Annotated in this window: 15 protein-coding genes; 13 read left to right on the top strand and 2 right to left on the bottom strand. The window is 68.3% G+C overall.

Annotation, left to right across the window (positions count from 1 at the left end):
• The first annotated feature begins 56 nt into the window (after window positions 1-56).
• The 7 genes from bchI to ACVILH_RS01040 all read left to right on the top strand — a co-directional run bounded on the left by bchI (window position 57) and on the right by ACVILH_RS01040 (window position 7,734).
• Window positions 57-1,103, top strand: coding sequence for a magnesium chelatase ATPase subunit I (gene bchI, locus ACVILH_RS01070; protein ID WP_456711224.1), 1,047 nt, complete (start codon window positions 57-59; stop codon window positions 1,101-1,103).
• The gene (locus ACVILH_RS01065; protein WP_456711223.1) at window positions 1,100-2,839 is read left to right on the top strand and encodes a magnesium chelatase subunit D; all 1,740 of its coding nucleotides are present in this window, start codon (window positions 1,100-1,102) and stop codon (window positions 2,837-2,839) included. Before bchI ends, ACVILH_RS01065 begins: the two co-directional genes overlap by 4 nt.
• Before the next feature lie 340 nt (window positions 2,840-3,179).
• Entirely contained in the window at window positions 3,180-3,941 is a 762-nt protein-coding gene (locus tag ACVILH_RS01060) for an alpha/beta fold hydrolase (RefSeq protein ID WP_456711222.1), read from the top strand.
• 43 nt (window positions 3,942-3,984) lie between these two features.
• The gene (gene bchO, locus ACVILH_RS01055) at window positions 3,985-4,890 is read left to right on the top strand and encodes an alpha/beta fold hydrolase BchO (protein WP_456716838.1); all 906 of its coding nucleotides are present in this window, start codon (window positions 3,985-3,987) and stop codon (window positions 4,888-4,890) included.
• Between the two features lie 51 nt (window positions 4,891-4,941).
• Complete coding sequence (locus ACVILH_RS01050) at window positions 4,942-6,480, top strand: phytoene desaturase (RefSeq protein WP_456711221.1); 1,539 nt, start codon at window positions 4,942-4,944, stop codon at window positions 6,478-6,480.
• On the top strand, window positions 6,477-7,517 hold the full coding sequence (locus ACVILH_RS01045) for a phytoene/squalene synthase family protein (RefSeq protein ID WP_456711220.1): 1,041 nt from the start codon (window positions 6,477-6,479) through the stop codon (window positions 7,515-7,517). Before ACVILH_RS01050 ends, ACVILH_RS01045 begins: the two co-directional genes overlap by 4 nt.
• 67 nt (window positions 7,518-7,584) lie before the next feature.
• On the top strand, window positions 7,585-7,734 hold the full coding sequence (locus ACVILH_RS01040; protein WP_456711219.1) for a hypothetical protein: 150 nt from the start codon (window positions 7,585-7,587) through the stop codon (window positions 7,732-7,734).
• 387 nt (window positions 7,735-8,121) lie between these two features.
• On the opposite strand, the gene ACVILH_RS01035 is transcribed toward ACVILH_RS01040, so the two are convergent.
• On the bottom strand, window positions 8,122-8,949 hold the full coding sequence (locus ACVILH_RS01035; RefSeq protein WP_456711218.1) for a hydratase: 828 nt from the start codon (window positions 8,947-8,949) through the stop codon (window positions 8,122-8,124).
• Between the two features lie 47 nt (window positions 8,950-8,996).
• A complete protein-coding gene (crtD, locus tag ACVILH_RS01030) occupies window positions 8,997-10,526 on the bottom strand; it encodes a 1-hydroxycarotenoid 3,4-desaturase CrtD (protein WP_456711217.1) in 1,530 nt (509 codons plus the stop codon).
• Window positions 10,527-10,647: 121 nt separating this feature from the next.
• On the opposite strand from crtD, the gene ACVILH_RS01025 reads away from it, so the two are divergent.
• From ACVILH_RS01025 to bchZ, 6 genes are all read left to right on the top strand, one after another.
• Window positions 10,648-11,517: a polyprenyl synthetase family protein gene (locus ACVILH_RS01025; RefSeq protein ID WP_456711216.1), complete on the top strand. Its 870-nt coding sequence runs from the start codon at window positions 10,648-10,650 to the stop codon at window positions 11,515-11,517.
• A 311-nt stretch (window positions 11,518-11,828) separates the two neighbouring features.
• Window positions 11,829-12,974, top strand: coding sequence for a methyltransferase (locus tag ACVILH_RS01020; RefSeq protein WP_456711215.1), 1,146 nt, complete (start codon window positions 11,829-11,831; stop codon window positions 12,972-12,974).
• Between the two features lie 89 nt (window positions 12,975-13,063).
• Window positions 13,064-14,005: a chlorophyll synthesis pathway protein BchC gene (gene bchC / locus ACVILH_RS01015; protein WP_456711214.1), complete on the top strand. Its 942-nt coding sequence runs from the start codon at window positions 13,064-13,066 to the stop codon at window positions 14,003-14,005.
• Entirely contained in the window at window positions 14,002-15,000 is a 999-nt protein-coding gene (locus ACVILH_RS01010; RefSeq protein ID WP_456711213.1) for a chlorophyllide a reductase iron protein subunit X, read from the top strand. Before bchC ends, ACVILH_RS01010 begins: the two co-directional genes overlap by 4 nt.
• 32 nt (window positions 15,001-15,032) lie before the next feature.
• Window positions 15,033-16,577, top strand: coding sequence for a chlorophyllide a reductase subunit Y (gene bchY, locus ACVILH_RS01005; protein ID WP_456711212.1), 1,545 nt, complete (start codon window positions 15,033-15,035; stop codon window positions 16,575-16,577).
• Window positions 16,577-18,028: a chlorophyllide a reductase subunit Z gene (bchZ, locus tag ACVILH_RS01000; protein ID WP_456711211.1), complete on the top strand. Its 1,452-nt coding sequence runs from the start codon at window positions 16,577-16,579 to the stop codon at window positions 18,026-18,028. The genes bchY and bchZ overlap by 1 nt, the downstream gene beginning before the upstream one ends.
• The last annotated feature ends 17 nt before the right edge of the window (window positions 18,029-18,045 follow it).

Here is an 18,045-nt window from a genome sequence, read left to right as displayed (position 1 = left end):
TGATTGTGGTCTCATGCCGCCAACGCGGCCGAGATGCCGCGATGCAGGGGACGCTCATGGGAATTGCCTTTCCGTTCTCGGCCATTGTCGGCCAGGACGAGATGAAGCTGGCGCTGATGATCGCCGCCGTCGATCCGAAGGTCGGCGGCGTGCTGGCCTTCGGCGATCGCGGCGCCGGCAAGTCCACCGCGGTGCGCGCGCTGGCCGCGCTGCTGCCGCCGATGAGCGCCGTGGTCGGCTGTCCCTATCAATGCGATCCGGCCGATGTCGCCGGGCAATGCGCCGAATGCCGCGCGCGCTCCAAGCCGGGCGGCAAGGGCAAGAAGCCGGCCGCGCTGAAGGCGCACGAGGTGCCGGTGCCGGTCATCGATTTGCCGCTCGGCGCCACCGAGGATCGCGTCGTCGGCGCGCTCGATCTCGAACGCGCATTGGCGCATGGCGAGAAGTCGTTCGAGCCGGGGCTGCTGGCGCGCGCCAACCGCGGCTTCCTCTACATCGACGAGGTCAACCTCTTGGAGGATCATCTCGTCGACCTCCTGCTCGACGTCGCAGCCTCCGGCGAAAACGTCGTCGAGCGGGACGGCCTCAGCATCCGTCATCCCGCGCGCCTCGTGCTGGTTGGGACCGGCAATCCGGAGGAGGGCGAGCTGCGGCCGCAACTGCTCGATCGCTTTGGGCTGTCGGTCGAGGTCAAGACGCCGAGCGATCTGCCCACGCGGATCGAGGTGATCAAACGGCGCGACGCGTTCGAAACGGATTCCACCGCCTTCGTCGCGCATTGGGAGAAGGAGGAGGCCAAGCAGCGCAAGCGCATCCTTGCGGCGCGCGCCCATATCGGTTCGGTCAAGGTCGCCGATCGCGAGCTGGAGAACGCGGCACGGCTGTGCATGGCGCTCGGCACCGACGGCTTGCGCGGTGAGCTCACCTTGATGCGCGCGGCACGCGCGGCGGCGGCGCTCGACGGCGCCAAGGCGGTTGATGACGGTCATCTCAAGACCGTCGCGCCGATGGCGCTGCGGCATCGTCTGCGACGCAATCCGCTCGACGATTCCGGCTCGTCGGTGCGCGTCGAGCGCGCGCTTGCCGAGCTGTTCGCATCGTGAGCGAGGGCGCCGCGATCTGGGCCGATGCTGTCACCGCGGCCGCGCTGGCCGCGATCGATCCAACTGCGTCGGTGCTGTTGCGCGCCGAGGCAGGTCCGGTGCGCGAGCAGTGGCTCGATTTGCTGCGCGAGCTGACTCCGCTGTCGGTGACCATTCGCAAGCTCCCGCCGTCGATTTCCGACGATCGTCTGCTCGGTGGCCTCGATCTCGCCGCGACCTTGCAGGCTGGTCGCCCCGTCATGCAGCGCGGCCTGCTCGCCGAGGCCGATGGCGGCGTGCTGATCGCCGTCATGGCCGAGCGCATGGCCGCATCGACGGTCGCGCATCTCTGCGCGGCTCTCGACACCGGCGTCGTCAGCATCGAGCGCGATGGCCTGTCGCTGCGTGCGCCGGCCCGCTTTGGCCTGATTGCGCTCGACGAAGGCATCGGCGATGAGCGCGTGTCGCCGGCGCTTGCCGACCGCCTGGCCTGTCATATCGATCTCAGCACGGTGGCCCGCGCCGATCTCGGCGAGAGCCTGTTCAAATCGTCGGACATTGCCGCAGCACGCGCGTTGCTGCCGCAGGTCCGGCTGTCAGACGATGCTATCGGCGCACTGACCACCACGGCTGTCGCGCTCGGCATCGACACGTTGCGCGCGCCGTTGCTGGCCTGTCGCGTGGCGCGCATTGCAGCGGCGCTCGACGGTGAGACTGACGTCGCCGAGTCCCACGTCGCCTGCGCCGCGCGGCTGGTGCTGGCGCCGCGCGCCACACGGCTGCCTGCGACTGAGGAAGATGCCGACAGTAGCGAGGCGCCGGAGCCGCAGAATGATCAGGCCGAGAGTGCCGAGGACGACCGCACCAACGACGGTCCGCTCGAAGACCGAGTGCTCGAAGCGGCGCAGGCGGCCATTCCCGCGGATCTCCTCCAGCGCCTGCAGGACGAACGCGCGATGCGGGCGCGATCGAGCAGCGCGGGCCGGCAGGGCAATGCGCAGAAGGCGCCCAAGCGCGGCCGTGCCATCGGCGCGCGGCGCGGCGAGTGGCGCGCCGGGGCGCGGCTCAACGTGCTCGAGACGCTGCGCGCGGCAGCGCCGTGGCAGCCGTTGCGGCGGCGGGCGCAACGTGCCGGCAAGAGCGGTCGCCTCATCGTGCACAAGGACGACATCCGCATCACCCGCTTCAAGCAGCGCTCGGGCACGACGACGATCTTCGTCGTTGATGCCTCCGGCTCCTCGGCGTTGCAGCGGCTGGCGGAGGTGAAGGGCGCGGTCGAGCTGCTGCTCGCCGAGTGCTACATCCGCCGTGACGAGGTGGCGCTGATCGCATTTCGCGGCAAGTTGGCCAAACTGCTGCTGCCGCCGACGCGGTCGCTGACGCGCGCCAAGCGCAGCCTCGCCGGCCTGCCCGGCGGCGGTGGCACCCCGCTGTCGTCTGCGATCTTCGCGGCGACGGAGTTGGCTCTTGCTGTGAAGGCCAAGGGGCAGGCGCCGACGATCGTGTTGATGACCGACGGCCGCGCCAATGTCGCGCGCGATGGCGGTGGCCGCAGCGAAGCCGAGGCGGAGGCATTGGTGGCGGCGAAGCAGCTCGCGCTCACCGGAATCCCGGTCGTGCTGGTCGATTCTTCGCCGCGCCCGCAGGACAAGGCGGCACAGCTCGCCGGCGCGATGCAGGCCCGCTACGTCGCGCTGCCTCACGCCGATGCCACGCGGCTGTCGCAGGCGGTGATGGCCCAGGCCGGCCACCGCTGAACTCGGTGGAACACGCGCCGTCAAGCGGCGTTCCCAACGGTGACTGACAAGCGCTCCGGTCATTGTTATGCTCGGCGCCGTCGCTGGCAGCATGATCGCGTCTTTCGACATCAATCCGTCACACAGGAGCACGCCATGCAGGTCGCTTCGACCACCCTAAGTGATCATGCGGCCGGTGCCCGTGCCGTGACGATGCCGGCCGCCGCTCGACGCGCCGCGCTTCGAGCTCACCGATGCACGCATCGGCCGCATCGCCTGCTATGGCGATGGTCCGGCCGGCTCCACCGAGCGTCCGCTGCTCCTGATCCACAGCGTCAACGCCGCAGCCACCGCGTACGAGATGAGGCCGCTGTTCGAGGTTTATCGGCAGCGTCGTCCGGTCTACGCCCTCGACCTCCCGGGCTTCGGCCTGTCTGACCGCGCCGACCGCATCTACACGCCGCGCATCATGACCGATGCCATCCTTCTGGCCGCCAATGAGGTTCGTCGCCGACACGGCGATGTCGCGATCGATGCGATCGCGCTGTCGCTCAGCTGCGAGTTCGCCGCGCGCGCGGGGGCCGAGGCGCCGAACCTGTTTCGCACGCTGGCGCTGCTCAGCCCGACCGGCTTCGACCGTCGCGCTGAAGCCGCAGCCAAGAAGGCGGGCAACAAGGATACGACGCAATCCATGCCCTGGGTCCGCAACATCCTCACCGTGCCGCTGTGGAAGCGCGGCTTCTTCACTTTGCTGACCTCGCGCGCCAGCATCCGCTTCTTCCTGCAGAAGACTTTTGGCCGCAAGGATATCGACGAAGGCCTGCTGGAATACGACTATATCACCACGCATCAGCCCGGCGCCGAGAACGCACCGTATTCCTTCGTCTCCGGCTATCTGTTCAGCGCCCAGGCCCTAAAGCTCTACCAGGCGCTGGCGATGCCGGTGTGGATGGTGCATGGCGTGCGCGGCGACTTCGTCGACTACAAGGGCAAGCATGCCGTCGAGGGCCTGCCGAACTGGACCATCCAGGTGATGCAGACCGGGGCGATGCCGCATTTCGAGCAGCTTGATAAAGTCGTCGCAGGCTACGATGATTTCCTGGCGCGCGCCGCCGGCGCGTGAGCCGCAGCGGCGCGGGGATGGGCCGTCCGAACAGGTCGTCGGCATGAGCGACAAGCCGAGTTGGAGCATCGACGGCCGAACCTGGCCGAACCGCGAGGCGAGCCGCTTCGTCGACGCCGGCGGCCTTCGCTGGCACGTCCAGATCATGGGCCAAGGGCCGGTCGCACTGCTGGCGCATGGCACGGGCGCAGCGACCCATTCCTGGCGCGACCTCGCGCCCTTGCTGGCCAGGCATTTCACCGTCGTCGCGCCCGATCTCTCCGGCCATGGCTTCACCTCCACGCCGAACTGGCAGCGGCTGTCGCTGCCGGGCATGTCGCGCGATCTCGCCACCTTGTGTGAGCAGCTCGCGATCAAGCCTGAGATCGCGATCGGCCATTCCGCTGGTGCTGCGATCCTCACGCGGATGACGCTCGACGGCCTGATCGCGCCAAAACTGATCGTCAGCCTGAACGGCGCCTATCTGCCGTTTGGCGGCGTCGCCGCGCAATTCCTGTCGCCGCTCGCCAAGATGATGGCGCTGAACCCGCTGGTGCCGCGGTTGTTCGCCTGGCGCGGGCGCGATCCGGCGGCGGTGCACCGCCTGCTCAAGGCGACCGGATCGACGCTCGATGCCAATGGCGAGCGGCTGTATCGCCGTCTCGTCGGCAGCCCCGGTCACGTGGGCGCCGCGCTGGAGATGATGGCGAATTGGGACCTCAATCCCCTGGTGCGTGATTTGCCGCGGCTCAAGACGGCGCTGCTGCTGATCGCCGCCACGCACGACCACGCCATCACCCCTGACGTAGCCCGCCGGGTGCGCCAATTGGTGCCGCAAGCGCAGCTCGAACTCATTGATGGGCTTGGCCATTTGGCGCACGAGGAGGAGCCGGCGCGGATCGCGGCGCTGATCCTCGCCGCCGCCGAGCGCGCCGGTGTGCTCGCGGTGCAGCAGGAAATGTCAAACTAGATTGACATTTTTGACTGGCGAAATCGTCAATTTCAATTTACGCTTTCCGTCATGCTCGACGTCTCCACCATCAAGGCCGCTGTTCCGGCTGCGCTCGGAGACCGGCCGCATGCGGTCGTGATCGGCTCCGGCTTCGGCGGCCTTGCGGCGGCGGTGCGGCTCGGCGCGCGCGGCTATCGTGTCACCGTGTTCGAGCAGCTCGATGCGCCCGGCGGCCGGGCCTATGTCCACCGCCAGGACGGCTTCACCTTCGATGCCGGCCCGACCATCGTCACCGCGCCGTTCCTGTTCGAGGAGCTGTGGCAGCTGTGCGGACGGAGGATGTCCGACGACGTTACGCTGAAGCCGATCTCGCCGTTCTATCGCATCCGCTTCGACGACGGCACGATCTTCGACTGCTCGGCCGACCCGGCGGCGATGCGTGCCGAGGTGGCGAGGATCTCGCCCGGTGACCTCGACGGCTATGAGCGCTTCATGACCGCGAGCGAGGCGATCTTCAAGAAGGGCTTCGAGGAGCTCGGCGACGTTCCGTTCCTGTCGCTGCTCGACATGGCCAAGATCGCGCCGGCGATGATCAAGCTGCAGAGCTTTCGCTCGGTCTACGGCCTCGTGTCGCAGCATGTCCGCGACGAGCGGCTGCGGATCGTGCTCAGCTTCCATCCGCTGTTGATCGGGGGCAATCCGTTCACGACCACGTCGATCTATTGCCTGATTGCCTATCTCGAGCGCCGCTGGGGCGTGCACTTCGCGATGGGCGGCACAGGCGCGCTGGTGACGGGTCTCGTCAGCCTGATCGAAGGGCTGGGAGGCGAGGTCCGCTGCTCGGCGCCGGTGGCCGAGATCACGACCAGCAACGGCGCTGCCACCGGCGTCCGCCTGAAATCCGGCGAGACGATCGGCGCCGATGTCGTCGTTTCCAATGGCTGTGCCGCCTGGACCTACAAGCACCTGCTGCCATCGGTCTCGCGCCGGCGCTGGACTGATGCGCGCATCGATCGCGCGCGCTACTCGATGAGCCTGTTCGTCTGGTATTTTGGCACGAAGCGCCGCTACGACGACGTCGAGCATCACACCATCCTGCTCGGTCCGCGCTACCGCGAGCTGCTCGACGACATCTTCCGCCGCAAGGTGTTGGCGGATGATTTCAGCCTCTATCTGCACCGGCCGACCGCGACCGATCCGTCGCTGGCGCCCGACGGCTGCGATGCTTTCTATGTGCTGTCGCCGGTGCCGCATCAGGAGAGCGGCATCGACTGGGCGGCTGCCGCCGAGCCGTTCCGCAAGCGGATCGAGACCGCTTTGAGCGAGACGCTGTTGCCCGATCTCGCCGGACAGATCGTCACCTCGCGGCTGCTGACGCCCGACGATTTCGAGCATCGCCTGTCGTCCTATCGCGGCGCCGCGTTCGGGCTCGAGCCGGTGTTGATGCAGAGCGCCTGGTTCAGGCCGCACAACAAGAGCGAAGAGGTCGAGCGACTCTATCTGGTCGGGGCCGGCACGCATCCCGGCGCTGGCCTGCCCGGTGTGTTGTCCTCGGCGCGCGTGCTGGATGATCTCGTGCCGGCGCCGCATGAGCTGGAGCGCCGATGAGCTGGGACGAAGATATCGCGATCTGTCGGCGGATGTTGCGGGGCGGATCGAAGACCTTCTTCGCCGCGTCGAAAGTGTTGCCTCGATCGGTCGGCGATCCCGCCATTGCGCTCTACGCGTTCTGCCGCGAGGCCGATGATGCGATCGATGGTCCCAGCCGCCGCGTCGATGCCATCGAGGTTCTCCATGAGCGGCTCGACCGGATCTATGATGCTCAGCCCGACGACAGTCCTGTCGATCGTGCGCTGGCCGGTGTGGTTGCGCATTTTGCAATTCCGCGCGCGCTACCGGAGGCGCTGCTCGAAGGCCTCGCCTGGGACGCTCAAGGCCGTCGCTACGAAACCTTGAGCGACGTGCTCGCTTATGCCGTGCGTGTCGCCGGCACGGTCGGCGTGATGATGTCGCTGCTGATGAACAGGCGTGAGGCCGAGACGATCGGGCGCGCCTGCGATCTCGGCATCGCGATGCAACTCACCAACATCGCCCGCGACGTCGGCGAGGATGCGCGCAATGGCCGGCTGTATCTGCCGCAGCAATGGCTGCGCGAGACCGGGCTCGACGTCGCGACTTGGCGGGCCGCGCCGTTCTTTGACGATCGCATCGGCCGTGTCACCGCGCGGCTGCTCGCGGTCGCCGATGTCTTCTATGCCCGCGCCGCCGCCGGCATTGCCGATCTGCCATGGACCTGCCGGCCCGGCATTCACGCGGCGCGGCTGATCTATGCCGAGATCGGCCGCGAAGTGGCGCGCGCCGGGTTCGATTCGATGTCGCAGCGCGCCTTCGTGTCGATGTCGCGCAAGCTGCAGCTGCTCGGCAAGGCCGCGGCGGTGTCGTTGCTGCAGGCGCAGCCGTCGCTGGCCCCTGCGCGCCCGGAGGCGCGGGTGCTGATCGATGCCGTGTTAGTTGCCGATGCGCAACGCCCACATGCGCTCGGACCGCCGCGACGGACGATGCATGACCGTGCGCTGTGGGTGATCGACCTGTTCGAACGGCTGGAGCGTCGCGACCAGCTGTTGCGTTCGGGGCGGGCGTCGTGAGGATCCGGTCGTCTCGACATCGCGAGTGAGACGCGGTTCATGAGCGAGACATCATGAGCAAGACATCATGAGCGAGATGGGCGGCCTGCTCGAATTCGTCGTCGTCGCGCTCTGCGTGCTCGGCTGGCTCGTGCTCGAGTGGCAAGGCCGCCGCCTCGACCGCCAGCGCGCCGAGCGCGAGGCGAGGGAGCGTGCCGCCGACGAGAACTCCTCGTAGGGTGGGCAAAGGCGCGCCTATATGGCTGCGATGAGTGGAGATCGGCACGCGCGCCGTGCCCACCGCGCCCCGCGTTTGATGCTGATGGTGGGCACGTCGCGCGCGCGGCTTTGCCGCGCTCGCGCCTTTGCCCACCCTACCGGCTACAGCCGCATCGCTCGGGAGTTGCCAGCATTGATCCCGACGCATCCAAATACACCGCTGTCGTCCCGGCCTTGAGCCGGGACCCATACCCCCAGGGAGTGGTTTGAGGCACGCCGCCGATTGGCCTTTGCCCGTCACGACGGCCGCGGCGTATGGGTCCCGGATCGGCGCCGTGACGCGCTGGCGCGCATCACGGCTTGTCCGGGACGACAGCGGAGTGTGACGAAATGGCAGTGACCAACGTCATCCTCTCCAGCCAGCACGCCGTGGCATCCTGAACGGCAGCATGGCCTGGACGATCGGCATCTGGAAGCGGTCGAGCGAGAGGCTTTCATGCATCATGGCGACCTCCTCACCGCGGACGTGCGCGGAAAGGTGGCTGCGGGCGTAGAACGGGGCATCCTCCAAGGTACTCACCACGCGCACGCATGTCTCCGCATCGGCGCGGGCGCTGCGGTCGACGCGCCACAACGTCTTGCGCAACCGTGTTTCGGTGAGCGGCGTGATCCGCTCCAGCGTCGCATCGGGATCGACGTGCAGCGCGATCGTCTTGTCGGCGCCGGCGCGTGCGACCGTGTCGTAGGAGATCACCGTGCCGGTGCGGGTCGCGGCGCGCGACCATTGCCAGCTCTGGAAGTCGCGCTCCAGCGGCGCATCGCCATGGTTGAGGTCGAAATAGCCGTCGCCGCGCCAATGCAGGTCGGGATGATCGAAGTCCACGGCCACGCGGCAGCAGGGCGCGATCGGCTGCCAGCGATGGCGCCCCTCGGCATCGAGCGTGAACGCGACCTCGTTCAGCGCCGTCGGCACGACGCGCACTCTGCCGCGCAGCGGCAGCGGCCTGGGCACGCTGACCTCGCTGATCTCGATCGACAGCTCGCGGCCGGTCCAGCTCAAGCTGCTCGGCCCGATGGCAAAACTGGACTGGTCGCGAGCCATGGCGCCGCGGCCGCGCTCGGTCATCGCCCAGCGCCGCGCACGCTCGCCATACAGTGCGACGTTGAGCGCGCAATGGTTCTCCGGATCGGCCGGCCCGCGCCGCCGCGCCCATGCATAGTAAGGCGAGAACACGCTGCCAACGAAGGCGATGATGGTCAGCCCGAAGCGGCCGTCGTCGCTCAGCGCGTCGACATACCACCACGCATAGCCGTCCGGCGGGACGGCGCGGTCGAAGCGAGGTCCGCCATCGCCCTGTTGGCTGCCATCCGGCCCGACAGCGCCGCCATCGGCACGCCCGGTCCCGGATGCGCGCTGCCCCCCGCGACGTAGAGCCCCGGCAGCTTCGTCTGTGCGCCCGGCCGCTGGAACGAGGCCATCCAGCCGTGCGAGCTGCGGCCGTACAGCGCGCCCCCCGTGCCCGGAAACATCCGGTTGAAATCCGCCGGCGTCGTCACGCGGGTCAATTCCGGCCTCGTCGCGATGCTCAGGCCGCAGCGCTGCAACAGGTCGAAGGTCTGGCGGGCACATTGGCTGATCTCCGAGGGCGGAAAGCGATGATGATCGCCGGTGGCCGGCGCGTTGATCAGGACGAACAGCGGCTCGTTTGTCCCGGGCTCACGCGGCTCGTCGTCGCGGTCCTGCGCGCAGACATAGACGGTGGGCTCGGCCGGCATCATCCGGCGCTCGATCAGCTGATTGAACTCGGCGCGGTAGTCGCGCGAGAAGAACACGTTGTGCCGCACGAGCGGAAAGCCGTCGGCGCGCGCCAGGCAGCTCCAGGTCATCGCCGACAGCGAGCGCGCGGACTCCGGGATCGCGGGCAGCGCTCGCGCCGCGTCCGTGCCGAACAGGCCCTGCGCCAGCGCGGCGACATCGGCCGTCGCGATCACGGCATCGGCCATGATCTGCTCGCCATCGGCGAGCCGGACACCGGTCGCGCGGCCGCTCTGCGTGACGATGCCGGCGACCTGGCTGTCGTAGCGGATGGCGACGCCGTGGCGCCGCGCCAGCGCCGCGAGACACGCGGCGAGCTCTTGCATGCCGCCGTCGATCGACCAGACGCCGGCCTGCTCGACATGGGCGACGAGCATCAAGGTCGCCGGCGCATGGAAGGGCGACGAGCCGCAATAGGTGGCGTAGCGCCCGAACAGCTGCTGCAGGCGGGGATCGCGGAAATAGCCGCCGAGCGCCCTCCACAAGGTCTGGAACGGGCGGATGGCGGTGAGGTCGCGGAAGCCGGCATTGCGGAGGAGATGCGTCATGCTCGGCGCCGGCGTGCGGATGAACGGATCCCTGAGCGTCTCGAAGATGCGCCGCGCATCGCGGCAGAAGGCGCGATAGCCCTCGGCCTCGCTGCGCCCGGCGAAACGGCCGATCGCGTCCGCGGAGCGGTTCTCCTCGGCGAACAGATCGAGCGTATGGCGATCGGTCCAGGCGTGGCGCGCGAGGATGTCGAGCGGCGTCAAGGTGAGATGATCGTCGACCGAGGTGCCGAGCTCGTCGAATAATTCGTCGAACACCCAGCGCATCGTGAACACGGTCGGACCGGAGTCGATACGCGCAGGTCCGATTGCGATCTGGCGCATCTTGCCGCCGGGCGCAGCCGCACGCTCGAGCACCGTGACCTCGGCTCCGCGCGCCGCGAGCGTGAGCGCGGCGCTGAGGCCGGCAATGCCGGCGCCAACCACGATCACGCGGTGATCGGCCATTGCTCGCACTCCTGTCCGCGGGACCTGACGCTGGAAATGTCTAGCATGATTTACAGTATTGGTGTAAGCTGTAATTTACATAAGCGACCGCCCGGATGGCGTCGCGGCAAGGGAGGCTGGCATGGACGTGATGGCCCGGATCGAGAAATCCCTCGTCGCAGCGGTCGCGCTGGCCGACCGGCCCGGCTGTCCGCCACGACTTTCGGCCGCGATGCAGGCGGCGGTGTTCCCGAGGGGCGCGCGGGTGCGGCCCCGTCTCTGCCACGCCGTGGCGGCCGCCTGCGGCGACGACGAGCCGGCAGCGACGGATGCGGCGGGATCGGCGATCGAGCTGTTGCACTGCGCCTCGCTGGTCCATGACGATCTGCCGTGCTTCGACAATGCCAAGCTGCGGCGCGGCCGACCGTCGGTGCATGCCGCGTTCGGCGAGCCGCTCGCGGTGCTCGCGGGCGACGCGCTGATCGTGCTCGCGTTCCAGACGCTTGCCAAGTCGCGCTGCTCGTCGCTGCGGCTGGCACAGCTCATTGCCACCATCGGCGACGCCGTCGGCGTGCCGCATGGCATTGCGGCTGGCCAAGCCTGGGAATGCGAGCCGGAGATCGATCTGTCGCGCTATCATCGGTCGAAGACCGGCGCATTGTTTGCGGCCGCCACCGTGTCGGGCGCCGCCGCGGCAGGGCATGACAATCCGGAGGCGTGGCGCACGCTCGGCGAGACCATCGGCGAGGCCTATCAGGTCGCCGACGACATCCGCGATGCAGCCAGCGATGAGGAGGAGGCGGGCAAGCCGGTCGGGCAGGACGCGGCGCTCGGACGGCCCAACGCCGTGCTGCTGTATGGGCTCACCGGCGCCGTCAGCTACCTGCACGATCTCGTCGCTGAGGGCATCCGCACCATGCCGCCTTGTGCTCACGCCCATGAGCTCCGCATGCTGATGGAGCAGGAAGCCAAGCGCCTGGTGCCACGCCGCCTGGCGGCGTCGGCGGCTTGAGCTTGCTAATAATGGCCACGCTCGCGCGGCGCTCGCAATGCCCACCCTCCCCTGGAGGGGGAGGGTCGCCGCGCATGCGCGCAGCGGCATGCGCGGCGGGGTGGGGTGACGGACTGTCCGCGGGTGCGGTGCCGATGGTCCGTGAAGGGCCGATGCAGCGGAACTTGATCTCGCCTCGACCCATCCGCACCTGTTTCCTGGCTCACCCCACCCCACCGCGCGCCTTGCGCGCGGTGACCCTCCCCCTCCAGGGGAGGGTGGGCAGCGGTGCATGTCGAAACACCGCTGCTTCTTTATGGGGGCACTGATCCGTGTCGACCGCCGTCCCCCACGACACGCCGCCCCCGATCAGCTTTGGCGATCGCTGGCGCGGCTGGCGCGACTCGCTGCTGGCGAGTGCGGCGTTCCAGCGCTGGGCTGCGACGTTTCCGTTGACGCGGCCGATTGCGCGCAAGCGGGCGGCGGAGCTGTTCGATCTGTGCGCCGGCTTCGTCTACTCGCAAACGCTTTCAGCCTGCGTGCAGCTCGATCTGTTCGAGACGCTGCGCGCGGGACCGTGCGAGCTCGCGGCGCTGGCCTCGCGCGCGGCGGTGCCCGAGCCCGCGATGGAGAGCTTGTGCGAGGCGGCCTGCGCCCTGCAATTGCTCGAGCGCCGCGGCCGGGCGCGCTACGGGCTCGGACCGCTCGGCGCGGCGCTGCTCGGCAATCCCGGCATCGCCGCGATGGTCCGCCATCATGCCGCGCTCTATGCCGATCTGGGCGATCCGCTGGCACTGCTGCGCGGGCAGGATCGCGAACGCCGTCTCGCGCATTACTGGCCCTACGCGCTCGACCGTGGCGGCGCGGCGCTGACGCGTGACGATGTCGCCCCCTACACGGCGCTGATGGCGGCCTCGCAGCCGATGATTGCCGACGTGGTGCTGTCAGCCTATCCGCTCACCGGCCATCGCTGCCTGCTCGATGTCGGCGGCGGCGACGGCAGCTTCCTCGCCGCCGCCGCGCGGGCGGCGCCGCAGCTGCAACTGCAGCTATTCGATCTGCCCGGGGTCGCCGCGATTGCCCGGGAGCGTCTGTCGAAGGCCGGGCTGGCCGATCGCACCACGATCACGCCGGGCAGTTTCTACGACGATCCGCTGCCATCCGGCGCCGACGTGATCTCATTGATTCGCGTGGTGCACGACCATGACGACGACGCGGTGGCGCGGCTGCTGGCCAAGGTGCATGCGGCGTTGCCCGCTGATGGCGTGCTGCTGCTCGGCGAGCCGATGCGCGAGGCGGCCGGCGGCAGCGACGGGGTCAGCGCCTACTTCGAAATCTATCTCCGCGCGATGGGGCAGGGGCGGCCCCGCAGCGCGGCACGGCTGCGCGAGTTGCTGAACCTGGCAGGTTTTTCGCAGGTGCGAGCGCTTCGCACGCGCATCCCTTTGATCGCCAGCGTGATTGTCGCGAAAAGCTGACACTCTCAATGTAAATTTATATTGACACTTTGCGTGGTCCGACTAACCTGACACCCGTAACTAAGCGGGCGTCGCCGGGGAGTTGGGCAATGGACGCGATCGCCGTCGTACTGGGGAGGCCGAGGCAATTATCGCTGCAGCACCTGGTGCTCGCAGACGCCCCGGACTGCCTGACCGTCGACATCGAATGGAGCGCGATCAGCACCGGCACGGAGCGGTTGCTGTACGAAGGCCGCATGCCGCAGTTTCCGGGCATGGGCTATCCGCTCGTGCCGGGCTACGAGGCCGTCGGCCGCGTGGCGCAGGCCGCGCCGCATTCCGGTTTCCGGAAGGGCGAGCGGGTGTTCGTGCCGGGCGCCGCGCGCTGCTTCGGCGAGGTACGCAGCCTGTTCGGCGCGGCGGCCTCGCGTCTCACGGTGCCGCCGCAGCGGCTGGTCGCGATCGACGAGTCGACCGGCGAGCGCGGCGTGCTGCTGGCGCTGGCGGCGACCGCCTATCATGCGCTGTCGATCGGCGGCGATGGCCAGGCCGAATGCGTGGTCGGTCATGGCGTGCTCGGCCGTTTGCTGGCAAGGCTGATCATCGCGATGGGCGGCGATCCGCCGGTCGTGTGGGAGAGCAATCCGCAACGCGCCGCGGGCGCGATGGGCTATCGCGTCATCGATCCGGCTCGGGACGAGAAACGCGACTACCGCCTGATCTTCGACGCCAGCGGCGATGCCGGTCTGCTCGATAGCTTGATCGCGCGCCTCGCGCCGCGCGGCGAGATCATCCTCGCCGGCTTCTACAGCGCGCCGCTGACTTTCTCCTATCCGCCGGCCTTCATGCGTGAGGCGGCGATCCGTGTCGCCGCCGAATGGAAGCACGAGGACCTGCTCGCGGTGCGCAACCTGATCGACACAGGCCGCCTGTCGCTGGACGGGCTGATCACGCATCACGCCGAGGCCGCATCGGCCGAGAGCGCCTACCGGACCGCGTTCGACGATCCGTCATGTCTCAAGATGGTCCTGGACTGGAGAGCTGCCGCATGAACGCCCCCACCAAGATCGCCGCGATGACAGATGCCCTGCGTGCGGAGGCTGCGATCGAGCCGGACGCGCCGGTGACGGCTGCGCCGAAGAAGGCTACGCAGATCATCGCGATCTACGGCAAGGGCGGCATCGGCAAGAGTTTCACGCTCGCCAACTTGTCCTACATGATGGCGCAGCAGGGCAAGAAGGTGCTCTTGATCGGCTGCGATCCGAAGAGCGACACGACCTCGCTCTTGTTCGGCGGCCGCGCCTGCCCGACCATTCTCGAGACCTCGTCGAAGAAGAAGCTCGCCGGCGAGGACGTCAAGATCGGCGACGTCTGCTTCAAGCGCGACGGCGTGTTCGCGATGGAGCTCGGCGGGCCCGAAGTGGGGCGCGGCTGTGGCGGACGCGGCATCATCCACGGCTTCGAGCTGATCGAGAAGCTCGGCTTCCATGATTGGGGTTTCGACTACGTCCTGCTCGACTTCCTGGGCGACGTCGTCTGCGGCGGCTTCGGTCTGCCGATCGCGCGCGACATGTGCCAGAAGGTGATCATCGTCGGCTCCAACGATCTGCAGTCGCTCTACGTCGCCAACAATGTCTGCTCGGCGGTGGAGTATTTCCGCAAGCTCGGCGGCAATGTCGGCGTCGCCGGCATCGTCATCAACAAGGACGACGGCACCGGCGAGGCGCAGGCCTTTGCGGACGCCGTCGGCATTCCGGTGCTGTCCTCGATCCCGGCCGACGACGACATCCGCCGCAAGAGCGCGAGCTATCAGATCATCGGCAAGCCCGGCACGGCCTGGGCGCCGCTGTTCGAGCAGCTCGCCACCAACGTCGCCGAGGCGCCGCCGCAGCATCCGCATCCCCTGACTCAGGACGGCTTGCTCGGACTGTTCAAGGCCTCCGAAGTCGGCCGCGACGTGGTGCTGGAGCAGGCGACGCTCGAGGACATGTGCGGCAGCACGGCGATCGCGAAGCCGTCGCTCGAAGTGATCTACGACAATGTGTGATCAGTGCGTGCCGAGCAGCGGAATCTAGTGCCATGAGCGATGCGGTGGTCCATCAGGCGGTGAGCGCGGATAGCAGCGCGGCAGGTATGCCGGCGCAGCCCGAGGCGCTCGGCTGCCACGCCGGCAAGGCCGAGCTCAAGCGCGCGGCCGATGCCGCCGGCAAGAGCGAGGTTTTGGCGCGCTACGCAGCCGACTATCCGGCCGGGCCGCACGACCAGCCGCAGAGCATGTGCCCGGCGTTCGGCTCGCTGCGCGTCGGCCTGCGCATGCGCCGCACCGCGACCGTGCTGTCAGGCTCGGCCTGCTGCGTCTATGGCCTGACCTTCACCTCGCATTTCTATGGCGCGCGGCGCAGCGTCGGCTATGTCCCGTTCAACTCGGAGACCTTGGTCACCGGCAAGCTGTTCGAGGACATCCGCGACGCCGTGTTCAAGCTCGCGGACCCTGCGAACTACGACTGCGTCGTCATCATCAATCTCTGCGTCCCCACCGCCTCGGGCGTGCCGCTGCAGATCCTGCCGAAGGAGATCAACGGCGTCCGCGTGATCGGCATCGACGTCCCCGGATTCGGCGTGCCGACCCATGCCGAGGCCAAGGACGTGCTCGCCGGTGCGATGCTGAACTATGCGCGGCGCGAGGCGGAGCAGGGGCCGGTGCAGGCGCCGCGCGCGCCGCGTAGTGACAAGCCGGCCATCACCTTGCTCGGCGAAATGTTCCCGGCCGATCCCGTGGGGATCGGCATGCTGCTGGCGCCGCTCGGCCTCGCCGCGGGGCCCACCGTGCCGACGCGCGAATGGCGCGAGCTGTATGGCGCATTGGATTGTGCGGCGGTCGCGGCGATCCATCCGTTCTACACGGCCTCGATCCGCGAATTCGAGGCGGCGGGCCGTCCGATCATCGGCTCCGCACCGGTCGGCTGCGACGGCACTGCGGACTGGCTCGAAGCGGTCGGCATGACTTGCGGCGTCGGCCGCGCGCAGATCGATGCGGCGAAGAATACGGTGCTGCCGGCGATCCGCGGGGCGCTGGCGGCAGCTCCCATTCGCGGCCGCATCACGCTGTCGGGCTATGAGGGCTCGGAGCTCCTGGTCGGTCGTCTGCTGGTCGAGAGCGGCGCCGATCTGCGCTATGTCGGCACCGCATGTCCTCGCACCCGCTGGTCGGAGGCCGACTGCGCCTGGCTCGAGGCGCGCGGCGTCCGTGTGCAGTACCGCGCCTCGCTGGAGCAGGATCTCGCGGCGGTCGACGAGTTCGCGCCGGATCTCGCGATCGGCACCACGCCTGTCGTGCAGAAGGCCAAGGCGCGCGCGATCCCGTCGCTGTACTTCACCAACCTCATTTCCGCGCGGCCGCTGTTCGGCGTCTCAGGCGCCGGCTCGCTGGCGCAGGTCGTCAACGCGGCGATCGCAGGCAAGGCGCGCTTCGACGAGATGCGCGACTTCTTCGAAGGTGTCGGCGAGGGCGATGCCGCGGGCGTGTGGCAGGGAACGCCCGTCGCGCGTCCCGACTTCCGCGACAAGTTTCGCAAGGCGGTCGCGGCGCAGGCTAAGAAGCGCAAGTCCGAGGAGATGGTGTAATGCTGATCCTCGACCACGATCGCGCCGGCGGCTATTGGGGCTCGGTCTACGCGTTCACCGCGATCAAGGGCCTGCAGGTGATCATCGACGGCCCCGTCGGCTGCGAGAACCTGCCGGTGACCTCGGTGCTGCACTACACCGATGGCCTGCCGCCGCACGAATTGCCGATCGTCGTCACGGGCCTCGGCGAGGATGAGCTGGGCCAGAAGGGCACCGAGCAGGCGATGAAGCGCGCCCGGGCTGCGCTCGATCCGGACCTGCCGGCTGTCGTCGTCACCGGCTCGATCGCCGAGATGATCGGCGGCGGCGTCACGCCCGAAGGCTCCAACATCAAGCGCTTCTTGCCGCGCACGATCGACGAGGACCAGTGGCAGAGCGCCAACCGCGCGCTGAGCTGGCTGTGGAGCGAATACGGCTCCCGCAAGATCCCCGAGCGCAAGCCGCGCACTGATGGCGAGAAGCCACGGGTCAACATCATCGGGCCGATCTACGGCACCTTCAACATGCCGTCGGATCTCGCCGAGATCCGCAGGCTGGTCGAGGGCATCGGCGCCGAGATCAACATGGTGTTCCCGCTCGGCAGCCATCTCGCCGACGTGCCGAAGCTGGTGAATGCCGACGTCAACATCTGCATGTATCGCGAGTTCGGCCGTCTGCTCTGCGAGACCTTGGAGCGGCCTTATCTGCAGGCGCCGATCGGGCTGCATTCGACAACCAAATTCCTGCGCTCGCTCGGCGAGTTGACGGGGCTCGATCCCGAGCCGTTCATTATCAGTGAGAAGCACACGACCATCAAGCCGGTGTGGGATCTCTGGCGCTCGGTGACGCAGGATTTCTTCGGCACCGCGAGCTTCGGCATCGTCGCGTCCGAAACCTATGCGCGAGGCCTGCGCAATTTCCTGGAGACCGAGCTCGGTCTGCCCTGCCACTTCGCGATCTCGCGCTGCGCGGGCGCCAAGACTGACAACGATTCGATCCGCAAGATGATTCATGAGCGGCCGCCGCTGGTGCTGTTCGGCAGCTACAATGAGCGCATGTATGCGGCGGAAGCGGGCAACCGCGCGATCTACATCCCGGCCTCGTTCCCGGGCACGGTGATCCGCCGCCACACCGGCACGCCGTTCATGGGCTATGCCGGCGCGACCTATGTCGTGCAGGAGGTCTGCAACGCGCTGTTCGATGCGCTGTTCAACATCCTGCCGCTCGCAATGCAACTCGATCAGATCGCGGCTACGCCGTCGCGGCTCGAGCGCGAGCTGCCATGGGATGACGGCGCCAAGCTGGCGCTGGATCAGATCATCGAGACACAGCCGGTGCTGGTGCGGATCTCCGCGGCCAAGCGGCTGCGCGATGCGGCCGAGCGCGGCGCGCGCCAGGCGGGGCTCGATACGGTGACGGAAGACGTTCTCGCGCAGGCGCGGTCACGGCTCGCAACGGGCCAGGCCGCGTAGGCAACGGGATAGCGGAG

It is taken from the genome of Bradyrhizobium sp. USDA 4353 (assembly GCF_054063215.1).
This window is presented reverse-complemented; position numbering and strand designations above follow the sequence as displayed.